This window comes from Micromonospora haikouensis, assembly GCF_000876225.1.
GTDB lineage: Bacteria > Actinomycetota > Actinomycetes > Mycobacteriales > Micromonosporaceae > Micromonospora > Micromonospora haikouensis.
This window is the reverse complement of sequence record NZ_JXSX01000001.1, coordinates 620472-635363: the sequence shown is the minus strand read 5'-3', so window position 1 is coordinate 635363 and position 14892 is coordinate 620472. Positions and strand designations below refer to the sequence as shown.

The 14892-nt window shown below is 68.4% G+C and carries 13 protein-coding genes and 1 tRNA gene; 9 read left to right on the top strand and 5 right to left on the bottom strand.

Annotation, left to right across the window (positions count from 1 at the left end):
- Nucleotides 1–78: 78 nt before the first annotated feature.
- The 3 genes from TK50_RS33415 (at nt 79) to TK50_RS02850 (ending at nt 3249) form a co-directional block, all read left to right on the top strand.
- Nucleotides 79–690, top strand: coding sequence for a hypothetical protein (locus TK50_RS33415; RefSeq protein ID WP_144420143.1), 612 nt, complete (start codon nt 79–81; stop codon nt 688–690).
- Complete coding sequence (locus TK50_RS02855) at nt 687–1790, top strand: hypothetical protein (RefSeq protein ID WP_043961274.1); 1104 nt, start codon at nt 687–689, stop codon at nt 1788–1790. Before TK50_RS33415 ends, TK50_RS02855 begins: the two co-directional genes overlap by 4 nt.
- Nucleotides 1791–1854: 64 nt before the next feature.
- The gene (locus TK50_RS02850) at nt 1855–3249 is read left to right on the top strand and encodes a hypothetical protein (RefSeq protein WP_043961273.1); all 1395 of its coding nucleotides are present in this window, start codon (nt 1855–1857) and stop codon (nt 3247–3249) included.
- 80 nt (nt 3250–3329) lie between these two features.
- Here the strand turns inward: TK50_RS02850 and TK50_RS33410 are convergent, their stop codons facing one another.
- From TK50_RS33410 to TK50_RS02845, 3 genes are all read right to left on the bottom strand, one after another.
- On the bottom strand, nt 3330–3533 hold the full coding sequence (locus tag TK50_RS33410; RefSeq protein WP_144420142.1) for a hypothetical protein: 204 nt from the start codon (nt 3531–3533) through the stop codon (nt 3330–3332).
- Between the two features lie 191 nt (nt 3534–3724).
- Nucleotides 3725–3931, bottom strand: coding sequence for a DUF397 domain-containing protein (locus TK50_RS32720; protein ID WP_422119912.1), 207 nt, complete (start codon nt 3929–3931; stop codon nt 3725–3727).
- On the bottom strand, nt 3924–4790 hold the full coding sequence (locus TK50_RS02845) for a helix-turn-helix domain-containing protein (RefSeq protein ID WP_082106359.1): 867 nt from the start codon (nt 4788–4790) through the stop codon (nt 3924–3926). The genes TK50_RS32720 and TK50_RS02845 overlap by 8 nt, the downstream gene beginning before the upstream one ends.
- A gap of 459 nt (nt 4791–5249) precedes the next feature.
- Here TK50_RS02845 and TK50_RS34055 point away from each other — a divergent pair, with 459 nt between their 5' ends.
- Both TK50_RS34055 and TK50_RS02835 read left to right on the top strand, forming a co-directional pair.
- Complete coding sequence (locus tag TK50_RS34055; protein ID WP_158499149.1) at nt 5250–5714, top strand: helix-turn-helix domain-containing protein; 465 nt, start codon at nt 5250–5252, stop codon at nt 5712–5714.
- Nucleotides 5715–6079: 365 nt separating this feature from the next.
- On the top strand, nt 6080–7525 hold the full coding sequence (locus tag TK50_RS02835; protein WP_043961272.1) for a UDP-N-acetylmuramate--L-alanine ligase: 1446 nt from the start codon (nt 6080–6082) through the stop codon (nt 7523–7525).
- 9 nt (nt 7526–7534) lie between these two features.
- Here the strand turns inward: TK50_RS02835 and TK50_RS02830 are convergent, their stop codons facing one another.
- Nucleotides 7535–8926, bottom strand: a complete 1392-nt coding sequence (locus TK50_RS02830) for a UDP-N-acetylmuramoyl-tripeptide--D-alanyl-D-alanine ligase (RefSeq protein WP_082106136.1) — start codon at nt 8924–8926, stop codon at nt 7535–7537.
- 844 nt (nt 8927–9770) lie between these two features.
- On the opposite strand from TK50_RS02830, the gene TK50_RS34050 reads away from it, so the two are divergent.
- The 4 genes from TK50_RS34050 to TK50_RS32710 all read left to right on the top strand — a co-directional run bounded on the left by TK50_RS34050 (nt 9771) and on the right by TK50_RS32710 (nt 14800).
- A complete protein-coding gene (locus TK50_RS34050) occupies nt 9771–9914 on the top strand; it encodes a hypothetical protein (protein WP_158499148.1) in 144 nt (47 codons plus the stop codon).
- 76 nt (nt 9915–9990) lie between these two features.
- On the top strand, nt 9991–10728 hold the full coding sequence (locus tag TK50_RS02825) for a DUF2637 domain-containing protein (protein ID WP_082106358.1): 738 nt from the start codon (nt 9991–9993) through the stop codon (nt 10726–10728).
- 521 nt (nt 10729–11249) lie between these two features.
- Nucleotides 11250–12188 (top strand): replication-relaxation family protein, encoded by a 939-nt coding sequence (locus TK50_RS02820; RefSeq protein ID WP_043961269.1) that lies wholly within the window; start codon nt 11250–11252, stop codon nt 12186–12188.
- A gap of 1067 nt (nt 12189–13255) precedes the next feature.
- On the top strand, nt 13256–14800 hold the full coding sequence (locus tag TK50_RS32710; RefSeq protein ID WP_241773907.1) for a recombinase family protein: 1545 nt from the start codon (nt 13256–13258) through the stop codon (nt 14798–14800).
- On the opposite strand, the gene TK50_RS02805 is transcribed toward TK50_RS32710, so the two are convergent.
- A tRNA-Lys gene (locus TK50_RS02805) sits at nt 14769–14840 on the bottom strand. The genes TK50_RS32710 and TK50_RS02805 overlap by 32 nt on opposite strands.
- Nucleotides 14841–14892: the final 52 nt, after the last annotated feature.

Genomic DNA, 14892 nt, shown 5'->3' with positions numbered 1-14892 from the left:
TTCGGTACCGCCCCTAGCGCCCTGCTCCACCCGCACGCGCCGCTACTGAAGGAGCTGAGCTATCCGACACGAGTCCTCTTGGACTTGTTGTTTGACCCACGCGAGGCGTTGACGCTGGTGGCCGACCACCGGCTGCCAGGCCCCGGATCTCGCGACTCAGCGAAGCTCGGCATCGATGCGCCGGACTGGGTTTGGAGTGCAGAGCCGCTCTCGGCGATCCGGGCGACGACCTTGGCCGAGTACAACCCGGTCAATACCCTAAACCAGCAGAACGGGATCGGCTGTGCATGGCCGGCGGACGACGCCCAGGCCATCGGCGAACCGCAGGAGGTGTACGCTGTGCCACGCTCGCGGTGCGTCAACCTGGTTACCGTCCCCGGGCGCGATCCGCAGTGCCGGCTAAACAGTAAGGCCTGTGCGGGTACCGGCGAGGGCACCGCGCGGACCAGCACCAAGCCACGGCTGTTGGCGCCAGCATTTGCCGGCGATCCGGGGTACCTCGTGCTGCCCGGCACGATCGAGGCGCTGGTTGCCCAGGCAACCCGCAATGGCGCTCCGTTGCCACGAGCCCGAAACCTGTCATTGGTGGTGAGCTGGTGTGCCGCCAACGGCACTGGAAACCTGGATGCGAACCGCCTGATTCAACTGCTCGGCCCGCCGAGCCTCCGTCTACTGACGAGCCCATCATGATCGTAGACCAGGTGGCGGGTGTGCCGCAGGCGTTTCGGGACTTTCTGGACCAGCGGGGCCTTGTGTATGATGCGCGCACTCAGATCGATCTGCTGGCCGCCAGCCTTGGCGCTCAGTTTCTGCTGTTCGCCGGTCCGAGTGGGACGGGCAAGTCAACGGCCGCCAGAGTTTTGTCCGACTTCTTTAGCCAATCGAGGTGTCACGCTGTTATTGACACCCGACCGGCATGGACGTCGTCGGAGGATCTAGTCGGGCAGTACAGCGTGTTCGCTGGCGCCTTTGTGAACGGTCCGGTCACACAGGACCTGATGCGGCTGCATGAGAATTCCAGCGGCACCCCTGTGATCACGGTCGAGGAAGCAAACCTCAGCCCAATGGAGGCGTACCTCGGGCCGGTCATAACGGCCGCGAGCGCAATCGCGTTCGAGAGCCTCCGGTGGCCGCTGCATCATCACGGCACAAACGCTGGCGGCGTGCCGACGAAGGTGCAGCTGCACCGTTTTCCCCGGGTGTTCGGCACTGTCAATGTGGACAGCACCGCACAGGCCCCTGCCCCAAAGGTCAGCGGACGGGCCTGTGTTGTCCTGCTCGAGCCGCCGGACATCGACTATGTCCTGCGAAGCACCGACGCCATTGTCCCGCCGCCCCCGAGGTCCATCGAGCCTCCCGGCGCGGCGCTGTTCGGCGACCCGACGTTGGCCTGGTCGAGCTACTTGACGATGGGCGACTCCGACCGCTTTGCCGCAGCCTTGCGGCCGCTGCTTACCGTCGTCGCCGAGGAGGCAGGCCGCGGGACGAATATTGTCAGCCCTCGCGACATCCAGCGCTGTGTGCTTTACATGGCGTGGCACGTACCGCTCGCTGAGGCGGCCTTGGCCGGTGGGCTTCTGCCCGGACACACGGACATGGAGTCGGCGGAGAACAGTCTGCTGCACTTTGTCCTGCCCGGCCTGTCCTCGGAGCAGTTTGGGCGGGTCCTGCCGTCGTTGCTTGCCGCCACCACCGAGGGCGGGCTGCTGTATCGGCGGCTCACCAAGCTCGCCGCTGGCGGCGAAAGCCTGTTCGGCGTCTCACCGGACTTCTGGGCCAGCCTCTCGTGACCTCGGGCAGCTTCTCGTGACACGGTCGTCGACTTCGGTGACCTATGTCCGCGGAGGTGTGCCCGTGGCGGACGTCGAGATTCCGGGACACCTGCTCGAGGTGGATCTACCCGCAAGCGTGCAGATCCACCGCCTCGCCGACGGTCGCACTCAACTGATCGAAACCAACGATCCGCTACACGAGTGCTGCGGCATACTGCTTCTACCCTGGATCAGCCGGGACGGCCCCGGCGTCAGCACGCTCTCCGTACCACCACCGGCCCCGTTCGGCCCCGCTGATCTCGAACAGATGTGGCATGCCCGCAACGAGATCACCAGCCTGCGCCGGCCACCAACGAGCGGAAGCGCCGCGTGGTCCCGGCTCGAACGTCACCTGGGGCCGCGCATCCACTGGGCCGCGCTCGAAGCGGCGGTGCACGCGGCCAGTGCTCTTCTCGCCAACTGGCCCATCGCCGGTGCACCAGAAGTGCGGTGGGTGCCCTTCGACCGGCCCGGCGGCCGGATCCTGTTGTCCAAGACGGAGCGCACCGCGAAAGCCCATGCGCTCGCCCACCCCGCGCGGCGCGCGCCGGCTACGACCGCCCGGCGGCACATCGTTGCTCAGCCACGCAAGCTTCACGCTCTTATGGCGGTGGGTAGTCTCCTATCTCGCGAGCTGGAAGCCGTGACTGCCCTGGCCGCCGTGCCGGAGATTCAGGCCCGGATGGTCGGGCTGTTTCGGCGCCTCGCGGTCAACAGCAAGCCCAGTTCCCCGGTCGCCGACCCGCCACCTTCGGTGTGGCCTGCGACCATGGCTGGTACATACTCGTCTTGTTTGCGTGCCCTCTCCGAAGTTCGCAACATCGGAGCGGGTGGCGCGCATGCGCCGCTGTCCGAACTCTGGGAGCTGTACGAAGCCTGGGTGGCTTACAGTATTCGGACCGCGCTGATCAAACTAATCGGACCACCGCAGCCGCACACAGCCGACGGGAGCTGCCTGGGCCGGTGGGCCGACGGTGACGGCGTCCTGGAGCTGCACTACCAAGCGGTCATCCCCCCCTACCGTGCCGGTCGTCGCGAGCATGGCTTCAGCGTGTTTGGCGAACGTTACGTAGCGGCGGTTGGGGAGTTGCGGCCAGACCTCCTGCTCGTACGGAGTGGACCTGGCGAGACGACCGCCATCATCATCGACGCCAAGAAGCGGCAGGCCCCCGTCAGCACCGACGACTTCACTGTCAGCACGTCCAAGTACCTTTGGGGCGTTCGCCGCGCCAGCAAGCCAGACGCCGTAGCAGCGATCCAGCAGTGTGTCCTGATGGCACCGCTCGGCGGACCCGTAGCTCCGCTGCCTAGCGGCCGGGCTAACGTGCTGGCCGCCCATCCGGCCACACCTCGGCCAGATGAGGCAATCGGTCGTCTGTTGCAGTCCCTCCGGGCCGAGCCCGCGCCAGACGCTCAGGCGCGATCGTCCGCGCCGTGATCGCTCTGGCGTGGCCCATCTCGTTGTAACGGTGCAGGTGACGCAACCCCTCGCCGACCACATTGTCGCCGGAGTCTCCATCACCGAGTCAGGTCCAGCTGATGTGTTCTTTGAAGGGATTCCGACAGGTTGGGTCTGCGGATGGTTTTGGTTCGCTTGCTGCCCAGCAGTTTGGCGAGCGTGCGAGCCAGCCAGCGAGTGGAAGGCTGCACACCCCGTGAGCCAACCCGGATCTCCTTGGAGCCGATCAGGGTCAGCTCGCGGGTGCAGGTTTCGATGGTCACGAGGTGAGTGTCGACGGGAAGCGGAGGCGGACGGCGATTTGCGTACCGGGCGGCGAACGGGCGCCGCCCAACTCGGAAGCGGAGTCTCACTCCCCTATGGACTGGGCGTCCATTGCAGACCGCCCGTCAAAGCACGACCATGCGTTGCTGCCGAAATTGACTGCCCCGCTGTTGGCGTAGTAGCGAAACGGTCACCTTGGAGCCTTCGCGAAGCCGAGGAAGGCATCCCATCCGGAAGAGGTGAAGACCAGCACCGGCCCGCGCTGGTCTTTGCTGTCACGGACGGCAACGAGTCCCGGGAGGTTGGAAGCGACCTCCATGCAGTTACCCTGAGAGCTGCTGCGGCTGCTCTTCCGCCAAGCCGCGCCAGTCAGATCAATGCCAGTCAGATCAGTCATGATTTCTCTCCTTGATTGCTTGCATGAGCTTGCGGGACTCCTCAACGCTCAGGGCTTGATGCGTAAGGGTGTTCCACACCTCGGCGTACGCTCGTACCTCTTCTAGGCGGTCGATGTAGAGGGCTCCCGAGAGTCCCTCGTTGTAGACGGTGGTCGGCTCTGCGGAGCGGGCGCCGTTCGTCGGGAAGTCCAGGATGACGAAGCTGCCAGCGATGGCTGCCTGGCTCAATCTCTTGTTCAGCGGTAGGACCCTGACGGACACGTTGGGTGCGGTGCTCGCCTCCACGAGTCGATCGATCTGCCCGGCCATGCCGGGCACGCTGGCGTGTAGAAGCGTCTCCTCGATGATCACTTCCAGGGTGGGGGCGGCCGGCCGCTTTCGGACTAGCAGGCGTTGGCGCTCCGTTCGTAGGCCGACGAGCTTGGCGACCTCTTCGTCGCTGACACCTGGACGAGTCCGTGCCACCTCGGCGGAGTAGTCGGGTGTCTGCAGCAGGCCGGGCACCAGGGCGTGTTCGTAGGTTCGTATCCGGTTGGCTGCGGACTCAAGTCCTACGTACAGCTCGAACCATCGAGGGATGATCTCTCCGTAGGCGTGGTACCAGCCCTTGCTCTTGGACTCCTTGGCGAGGCTGATCAGGACTTCGGCCATGTCCGGTGATGCCCCGTACAGGCGGCACATCTGGTCGACGTCGAGCGCGCGCACGGGGGTCTGCCCTGATTCGATGCGATACATCTTGGCGCGTGACCACTCAAGGTCAGAGGCCGCAGCTTCCAGGCCGATACCGGCTTGCTCTCGGGCTTGCCTCAGCAGCCGGCCAAGCTCCCGCCGCGGCACCGTCGATCCCGCTTCAGTCATCGGCATCATCCTCCCAGTCTCATGCTGATGCGTCATTCGACGTGCCGCGAGACGACCGTTGCATCACCATCCGCTAGTCGCGTCTCAGTCTGATCGTCTCACCAAGAGTGTTGCAAGGTGAATTGATCCTGCCGGATCGTAGCTGGCAGCAAGGCTGATGCACGGACACCGAAGGTGACTTGGATGCCCCGATGGAAGTGGTTCCAGCGCAAGGACGAACCCGTGGACGTCGTAGAGCGCGGGGACTTCAACCACCATGGCGAGCGTCTGCGGCGATGCCCGTCCGACGTCTTCGTGGGCAGCCCCCACGACGCCGCTGGCTCACGACCACACCCCGCCGACACAAAGCGGCATGGGGTGAGCCGATCCGGCGGACAGCAGCCGGGCAGGCACCAGCACACCTGCCGGATTGGTAGCGGTTCGGTGGAGGTCCCGGGTGGGGGTGGCGTGGTCCGCGTCGTGGTGTTCGAGCAGGTTCCGACAGCGACTCGTTCGTCGGCGGAGTTGGTGACGCCGGAGGAGGTGGCGGACGCCCGCAGGCTGGCAGGGGATGGGCTGGCCGCGGCGCGACGGGCTGCCGGTGTGACCCAGGTGCGCCTGGCACGGATGGTGTCTTGGTCGCGGAGCACGGTGGCCAATGTGGAGATAGCCCGTCAGACGGCACCGATGGAGTTCTGGGCGGCCTGTGACGCGGCCTTGGACGGTGAAGGGGCCTTGCTGGCCGGGTGGGAGCGGCTGGAGGTGTTGTCGCGTCGCTTGCGGGAGCAGAAGGCGGCGGAGCTGTTCCGGCGGCGTTTGGCGCGGCGACAGCTGAGCTGCGCGTGTGGCGATCATCTTCGGTCGCTCGCTGGACCTAGCGCGTCGTTGTCCCTCGAACGCGTGCCCGCTGCGCTTGCCAAAGCGGATGGGAGCGATCGTGGATGACGACGATGCGGCGCTGATCCGGCCGAGGCATCGCCGGCATCGGTCACGCAGGTTCCCGGGTGGTCGGCCCTGCATCTGTCCGGCCTGCCGAATGGAGCGAAAGCGGGAGCGGCAGCCTCCCAACCCTGCGGTGAGGCTCGACGGCTTCCGCCGGCCTCCTGGCGTCAGTGCCGCGCCTCCCGACGCGGTGAACCGGGTGGTGGATGGGCCGACGCAAATCGATTGGACCCGCGCGGCCGAGCTCGTGACCCGAGGCCAGCTCGGCCGCGCGCAAGGGATCGCACGAGTGGAAGGAGCTTGTCCCTCTAGCACGTCAGCTCATGGCATCTACCTGTCAGCTCTCACATCGAAGGAGACACGGCACCATGACCGACACGATCACTGGTAATCCGACCATCGAGGCGTACTCCGGCCCGATCGACCTGTCCTGCCCCCACTTCGTGGGCGTCGGCGGTTCCGCGATGTCCGGTCTGGCTCGGCTGCTGGCTGAGCTGGGCCACCAGGTCAGCGGAAGCGACGTGCAGGACTCCGACAGGTTGGCGGCGCTGCGGACGGCCGGCGCCTTCGTGCGCTTGGGGCACGACGGCTCGCACATCGAGGGCGCGAGCTGTGTCGTCTACACCACCGTTGCGCGGAACACGCCGGAGGTGCGGGCGGCGCGCGCCGCCGGTATCCCGGTGGTGCACCGGGCGCAGGTGCTCGACAAGCTGGCCGTCGGGCGGCGGCTGGTGGCGGTGTCCGGTTCGCACGGCAAGTCCACCACGGCCGGCGTGCTCGCTCACGTCCTGCGCACCCTCGGGGAGGACCCGACGTACCTGATCGGTGCCGACCTGACCGGGCCGGGCTCCGGCGCGCACCTCGGCCGGTCGAAGCTGCTGGTCGCGGAGGCGGACGAGTCGGACCGGTCGTTCCACTTCCTCACCCCGTCGATCGCGGTCGTCACGAACGTGACCGACGACCACCCGGAGAACTTCGTCAGCCACGCCGACGTGCTGCGCGCCTACGTCGGGTTCGGCTGCCGGATCGCGCCGGACGGGTTCCTGATCGTCAACGCCGACTGCGTGGGCGCGACGGTGGCCGCCCAGGTCATCGCCGACGAGCGGCCCGACCTGACGGTGCTGCGCTACGGCCGCGACCGCACGGCGGACGTGCGGCTGTTGGACGTGCACGCCGACGGCTGGTCGGCGTCGGCGACGGTGCGGATGCCCAACGGCACCGAGGTACGACTGACCCTGCCGACCCCGGCAGCGCACCACCTGGACAACGCGGCGGCGGCCCTGGCGTGCGCGGTGGCCCTGGGCCTGGACCCCGCCGAGGCGGCCGGGGCGGCGTGCACCTTCGGCGGGGTGCGCCGCCGGTTCGAGCACATCGACACCCGCGCCGGAGTGACCGTGATCGACTCCTACGCCGACCACCCCAACGAGATCGCCGCCGACCTGGACGCCGCGCGGACCCTGGCCCGGGGGCGGGTGCTCGTGGTGTTCCAGCCCTCCGGACACGCCCGCGTCCTCGCCTTCGGCGAGCGCATCGGGCGGATCCTGGCGGACAACGCCGATCACATCCTGCTCTTGGACGTGCACGGCACCGTGCCGGATGGACAGCCGGTCGCGGACGCCACCGCCATCAAGGTGCACCTGCGCGACGGCGACTACTGCCTGCCACTCGGACCCGACCACGCCGCCCGGGTGGTCGCACGGATGGCCGGACGCGGTGACGTGGTGCTGACGATGGGCACCGGTGACGTGACCGGCTACGGCACGGCGATCCTGGACAGCCTGAGCTGCCGAACCGAGGTAGCCCTGTCCGCCTGATCTTCCCTGTCAGGCAGTGACAGCGCCGGGTTCCTCGATCAGCTTGTCCGCGAGCGCGAGGAGCCCGGCGCTGTTGGCCGCCTTGACCAACACGACATCCCCAGGCCGCAGCCCGTCGCGCAGCAACTCCCACGCCTCGGCCACGTTCGCCGCACGGTCCACCGCCGTGCCGTTGCCGGCAGCTCCGGCCGCGTACTGGGCGGCGTCGGCTCCGCCGATCGCCACGAGCCATCCGGCCCCAATCTCGGCCACCTGCTGCCCGATCTCCCGGTGCACCTGCGCGGCGTGCTCGCCCAACTCCGCCATCTCGCCCAGCACCGCGACCGCCCGTCGGCCGTCCCCGGTCATCGTGTGCAGGGCACGCAGCGCGGCGCGCATGGCGTCGGGGGCGGCGTTGTAGGCGTCGTTGATGATCGTCACGCCGTCGGCGCGGGTGGTGACCTGCATCCGGCCCGGTGACACCGCCTCGGCCTGGGACACCGCGTCGGCCACCGCCTCGATGGGGTGGCCGAGCCCGAGCGCGACGGTGGCGGCGGCCAGGGCGTTGGATGCCTGGTGTAGCCCGTAGAGACGCAACCGCACCTCGGCGGCCTGGCCGTCGTACGTCAGCCGGAAGCCGGCCCGGCCCAACTCGTCCACCGTCACGCCCTCGGCACGCACATCCGCAGGGCTCTCGATGCCGTAGGTCAGCACGCGGGCGCTGGTGCGGCTCGCCATGGCGGCCACCAACGCGTCGTCGGCGTTGAGCACCGCCAACCCGCCGCCCTGCGCGTCGGGCAGGGCTTCCACGATCTCGCCCTTGGCCTGGGCAATGTTCTCCACCGACCCGAACTCACCAAGGTGCGCGTGCCCGACACGGGTCACGACACTGACGGTGGGCGGGGCGATACGGGTCAGGTATGCCACGTGACCGATGCCCCGCGCTCCCATCTCCAACACCAGATACCGCGTGTCGGCAGTGGCGCGGGTGACCGTGTACGGCAACCCAAGCTCGTTGTTGTTCGACGCCCGGTTGGCCACCGTCTCACCCCAGGTGGGGAGAACCTGGGCAAGGATGTCCTTGGTCGACGTCTTGCCCACCGACCCGGTCACCCCGATCACCGTGGTCTGCGGCAACCGGTCCACCACCGCGCGGGCCAGTCGCCCGTACGCGGCCGGCACGTCCTCGACGACCACCGCCGGCACCCCGACCGGCCGTGACGCCAGCACTCCCGCCGCACCAGCCTCGATCGCCTGCGCCGCGAAGTCGTGCCCGTCGACGCGCTCACCGGGCAACGCCACGTACATCCCGCCGGGCTCCACGCGCCGGCTGTCGAACACCACCGGGGCCGTCACCGTCACCGCTCCAGGGGCGTCGTGGACGGCTCCGCCGACAACGGCCGCGATCTCTTGCAAGGTCATCGGAAGCACGAGATGAACTTACCGTGCGCAGTCAGCGGGCTGGGCGGGTCGCCGATGGGTGTAACCGGATGTGTGGAGGGCTCCGGCCGACCTGCGCTGTCAGTCTCGTCGCCTTCGCGTGAGCATTCTCAGTTCCTTACCGAATGGCGAGATCGCCGTCCTGAGCAATGGGCGAAGTGGTGGGCAAATTTCGCGCGGGCGGTGTGGACGCGGGAGCACTGCGGGTCACTGGAGGTGACGTTCCTGGACTCGGCTGGACTGGCGGCTCGGTTCGAGTGTGGCGCCTGTTGGAATTCTGGGTTGACGTGGTGGGTGTGCCCGGGGCGTACTGGTTGTGCGTTCCCCGTCCCGCTGGTTGGTGTGGTCGGTCATGGGGGGCAGGCGTTCCCGGATGTCGGATGTCTGCTGTTGTTCGTGGCGGCGATGTCCGGGGGCGTGGAGAGATGGGAGGACCCACATGAAGGTTCGGCTGTCGGCGAGTTGAGCCGCCGCTCCACCTCTGGCGCTCCGCGTGGCGCCCTCGGTGAGTCCTGACCCCCTGCGGCTCGGCTGGCCTCTGTCATTGTCCGTTGCTGAGCGCAGCCCGCTGTGCGGGTTGCGGCGATGCCTGCTGTCCTCTTCGCCTGCCCTGCGTGGGCCTGGCTCGTTCGTTGATTCGTCCACAGTGACTTCACGGCCCCCGCGCGTGGATGGGGTGGCCCGCCCTGCCGGAGGGCCATCCGGCAGGAGCGCGCATGCCCAGAAGGTGGCCTGCGCGGTCGTGCTGTCCGCGTTGCCGAGGGCGTCTGCGGGTGGCCCTCATTCATCGCACTCCGAACCCTACGACCATCGATGGAGCTTCAACGTGATTTCGTTCGACATCAATCGGGCGGGGGTGGCGGCGGTGTCCGTCGCCTCTGTCGTCGCGGTCCGTGCTGGCCTGGCCGTTCTGGTCGAGGCCATGCGCGGGCTGTCCGTCGACGGGTGGTGGGCCGTTGGCGAGACCTGAGTATCGACCGCATGACCCGCCGGGTGAGGGGCGGTCGGGGCGGGAGCGGCTGGAGAACCGGGTCCAGGTGCTGATCATGCTGTTGATCGGCGGTGCGGCGGGCGCGGCGTCCTTCCGTCATGTTCATGACGTCGCTGCCGGGCACGGCCAGCCGGGTTGGCTGGCGTGGGCGGACGCGGTGGTCCTGGAGTTGACGTCGATCGCGGCGGGTCTGGAGCTACGCCGCAACCGGCGCCTGGCCAAGAGCGTCACGTTCCCTGCGGCCGTTTTGGCGGCGGCCGTGTTGCTGTCCCTGGCGGCTCAGGTGGTGGAGGCGGAACCATCGGTGATCGGCTGGATCGCCGCCGCGCTGCCCGCGCTCGGTTTCCTGGCGATGGTGAAGATCGCCCTCGGCCGCGCCGACCCCGCTCCGCCCACCCGGGACGTCCGGGGCAGGTCTGGGCCAGTGTCGGCCTCCGACGCCACGGTCCCGGACGCCTTCGAGCCGGTCCCGGGACCGCCTGCGCCGGTCCACGCCGGCGCGGTCTCGGTCCGGGACTCCACTGCCGCGGTCACCGCTGCCGCGGACCGGCAGCCGACTGTCCCGGACCGGAGCGACGGTCACATGCCGGTCTCGGACAGCGGACCGGAAGTCACGGCGCTGGTCCCGGCCGCCAAGGCCGCCGCCCGTGCCCTTGAGGCCCAGGGGACGACGCTGTCCCGCACCGCCGTCGCTCGACAACTGCGCGCGGACGGCCATCACCTGTCCAATGCCACTGCCTCGGCGCTCGTCCGTGTCCTCCGCGCCGAGACCACCACGCCCCACCAGCCCTGACCGGACCTGTCACCACCACCTACCGCATGACAGATCGTCCCGTCTTCTGTCAGACGAAGCGTCGCCGCCGATGAGGGGCACCTTCAGGAAGTCCGGGTCTCCCTAAAAGACCCTGACCCACCTGGCAAAACGCGCCCGCGCCCCAGCAAGGAGTTCAGCACCAGCCCCAACTGCGGGCGGCGTGACCCTGTCCCCGCGAGAACAACCGGTGCTCACCGACCTCCGACTCGCATCCCGATCATGGAGTAGAAACGTGTCCACCGAACTCAACGCCATCCACCCACGCCGACGACACTGCCACCGACCCGCGGCGGACGTTCTCGTAATCCGCCAGGACCGAGGGTGCCGTGTCGTCGTCGGTTCGGGGGTCGGTGTCGATCCCCGATCCGCCGTCCGGCTTGACACCGACCCCCGAACCGACCCCCCGCCCCGACTGACAGCCCAGGTCAGCCCCGCTGTCACCGCTGCGGTCCTGCTCCAGACAGACCCTCATCTCGGGGGTCTCTCCCCTGGGGACGCGTATGCGTAGCCGCCTACCGGCTCCGGATCCGCTGCTGCGGCTGCAGGCCAGCATCACCGCCCGCGACGACCGCCTCCTCGGCTGGCTCTACGACCACGGCGTCCTGACCACCGACCAGATCGCCGCCGCCCTGTTCCCGTCACTGGACTTCACCCAACGCCGGCTCCTGCGCCTGACCGTCCTGCGGGCGGTGGACCGGTTCCGGCCCAACCGCCCCGACGGCGGCTCGTACCCGTACCACTACGTCCTGGACCAGCTCGGCTACGACCACGTCCACGCCCAACGCGGACTCGGACCACCACGCCGGGACCAGGCCCGCCGCCGCAAGCAGTCCCTCACCGCCCGGCCGGACCTGCCGCACCTGCTCGGCGGCAACCAGGTCTTCATCGACCTCGCCGCCCACGCCCGCATCCACCCCGACACGGTCCTGGACCGTTGGCAGCCCGCCTCCGCCTTCCACGACCCCGGCGTGTTCTACCGGCACGGCGGCAACCCGCAGATCATGGTCCACGGACCTACCGGGCTGCCCCGCCCGGACGGTGCCGGGGTGTGGACCGAGCACGGACGGTCCGTGCCCTTCTTCCTCGAATACGACACCGGCAGCGAACGCCTCGACATCCTCACCGCAAAGATCGCCAAGTACGAGCGGCTCTACGCCATGAGCACCTGGGCGTGGCCGGTCCTGTTCCACCTGCCATCCGCCCGACGCGAGACCAACCTGCACCACCGCCTCGCCGCCCACCCGCCGAAGGCGATCATCGCCACCACCACCGCCGAACTCCGCACCGCCCTCGACGCCAGCCCCGCCGAACCGGTGTGGCACCTCCCGGGCAGCACCATCGGCCGGACGCGCCTGGTCGACCTGCCCTACACCGACGCCCACCACGACACCCATTTCCCCACACCCAGGCCTGCAGAGCCGAACCGACGGGTGCCCTGACGGTCAAGCGGACCGGCACGCTGGCGGCGTGTTGCCCGAACGGCCACCCACGGGCCGCATCGTCTCCCCGCCGATGGGCGCCTTGCGCCCACCAGCCGTCAGGCGGCTGCCAGCGGCACTGTCAACCGACCCGACGCCAACGTTGGCCGAGTGAACCAGCCGAACGACGCGCCTCGCTGCCGGGCGGGCACGGGAGCACGGCCCCGCACCACTACTGGCGTCGGCCGATCAGGCGCCGGGCGGCTCGCGCGAGCGAGGCTCATGGCGCGGCGGGCGTCACGGGCGGCGGCGCACATACCCCGCTGCCCGACGCACTGCAGGTTCCTGCAGTCTCCCCGCGAGTCCGGCTGATGAGCGGCGACGACGTCGAGGGCGAGCCGCCACAGCAACGGATCGGTCACGTCGTCAGGGATGACAGCCAGGCAGCTGAGTCGTTCGCGGGGCATGGCAGACCCTTCCTCCGAGGAGACATGCGGTCGCGCGCCGCCCGCCTACCCGCCGACGGCACGGACACGATCGACGCCCACCCCTGCCGAAAGGTCAAGTCATCCCAACAAGCCTGACACCAACCCGCGTTGATTCCGCGCAGAAAGGACACCCATGAAAGAAGGACTCCGACTCGAACTTATTCGCATGCTTTTCGGAGGACAGTGGCGAAACCGCCCCACCACGAAAACGCCGTCCGGAGGTATCCTGACGAACCGCATCCCGGTGCCGCCACAACAAATGGTGGCGCAATACCCGACCGCACCCGCACAACGCAACAGTCGATCCCGATGGTTATCGCACGGATCGACACCGTACCCATGACCGCCGACGAACTCGACAACGCCGCCGAAGCCCTCGCCGTCCTACTCAACCGTTTCCTCGACGACCACCCCGACCTGAACCTGTAAGCCCCCGGACCCGAACAAGCCGCTGGCGGCCTGCCCTTGGCCGCCAGCGGCTTGCCCAGTGACCCAGAAGGACAACCGGCCACCATGCCCGACACGCCACCCCTCCCCCCACCCCGCCGACGCGGCCGACGCGCTCACACCCCCACCGAGGCACCGACCGGTCCTCGCCGGGTGTGCGTCTACATCCGCCGCTCCACCGACGACGAGCACCAACCCTTCTCCCTCGACGCACAACGCGCCGCCCTAGAGAAATACGTCGCCTCGCAGCCCGACTGGACCATCGTCGCCGAATACGAAGACGACGCCTCCGGCGCCACCACCGAACGACCCGGCCTCAAGAAAGCACTCCGCGCCGCAAAAGCCGGCCTCTACGACGTCCTACTCGTCTACCGACTCGACCGATTCAGCCGCAGCGTCGCCGACCTCCTCGACCTCATCACCATCCTCGAAGCATCAAACGTCCGATTCTCATCCGCCACCGAACCCGTCGACACCGGCGGACCCTTCGGCCGCATGATGCTCCAACTCCTCGCCGTCTTCGCAGAATTCGAACGCAACATCATCATCGACCGAGTGAAAAGTGGCATGACCGCAAAAGCCAGCAAAGGCAAATGGGCCGGCGGCACCCGCCCCTACGGTTACCTCGTCGACCCCGACCACCGCCTCGTCCCCCACCCCGGCGAGGCCCCCATCCTCCGCGACATCTTCCGCCTCTACACCCGCGACCGCGCCGGCACCCGCGCCATCGCCACCGCCCTCAACGAACGCGGCATCCCCAACCGCACCGGGAAGAAGTGGTCCGGACACACCATCAACCGGATCCTCGACAACCCCGCCTACGTCGGCGACATCGCCTACCGCGACGTCTACGTCCCTGACGCCCACGAACCCCTCATCGACCGGGCCACCTTCCAACGCGCCCAGGACATCGCCAACGCCCGAGGAGACACCCAAACCCAACGCGCCATGTCCGACTCGGACTACTACCTCACCGGCCTACTCACCTGCCCACAGTGCGGACAGCGCTACATCGGCACCTCCGCCAACGGCCGCACCCGCCGCTACCGCTACTACACCTGCTTCACCCGCAGCCGCTACGGCAAACACGCCACCTGCACTGCACCCAGACTCCCCGCCGACGACCTTGACCAGCTCGTCCTCCAAGCCCTGCACGACTTCTACGCCACCGCCGAACCCGTCCTGGCCGCCATGATCGAACGCGCGCACGCCCAACGCGACACCACCAGCGACGATCGACGCGCCGAACTCGGCGCCACCGCCCACCAGATCACCACCATCGAGGCAGCCATCAGCCGCTACCACACCGCCTTCGAAAACGGCACCATGGACGACGCCACCGCCGGACCCCGCATCCGCGAACTACGCCAACGCCTGGCTCAACTCCACACCCGCCACGCCGAACTCGAAGCCGACCTCGCCACCCAACCAGCGCCTCCGCCGCCCGCCACCATCACCCGGATCCGCGAGCACCTCACCACGATCATGGCCAGTGGCACCCCCACCGAACGCAAGGCAGCCATCGAAACCCTCATCGCCGAGGTCCGACTCACCGACCAGGGCATCGTCCCCGTGTTCAAGATCCCCACCGACACGACGATGCCCCCGCCCGACCCGGACGGGGGCACTCACGATGAACCACCGGTTCGCACAATGGTGCGGTCGGTGGGCCGCCTGGGACTCGAACCCAGAACCTAAGGATTAAAAGTCCTCAGCTCTGCCATTGAGCTAACGGCCCGCTGAGCCACAGATTACCCGAATGCCTCCTCGCGGTCGGGGTCCGCCTGCGA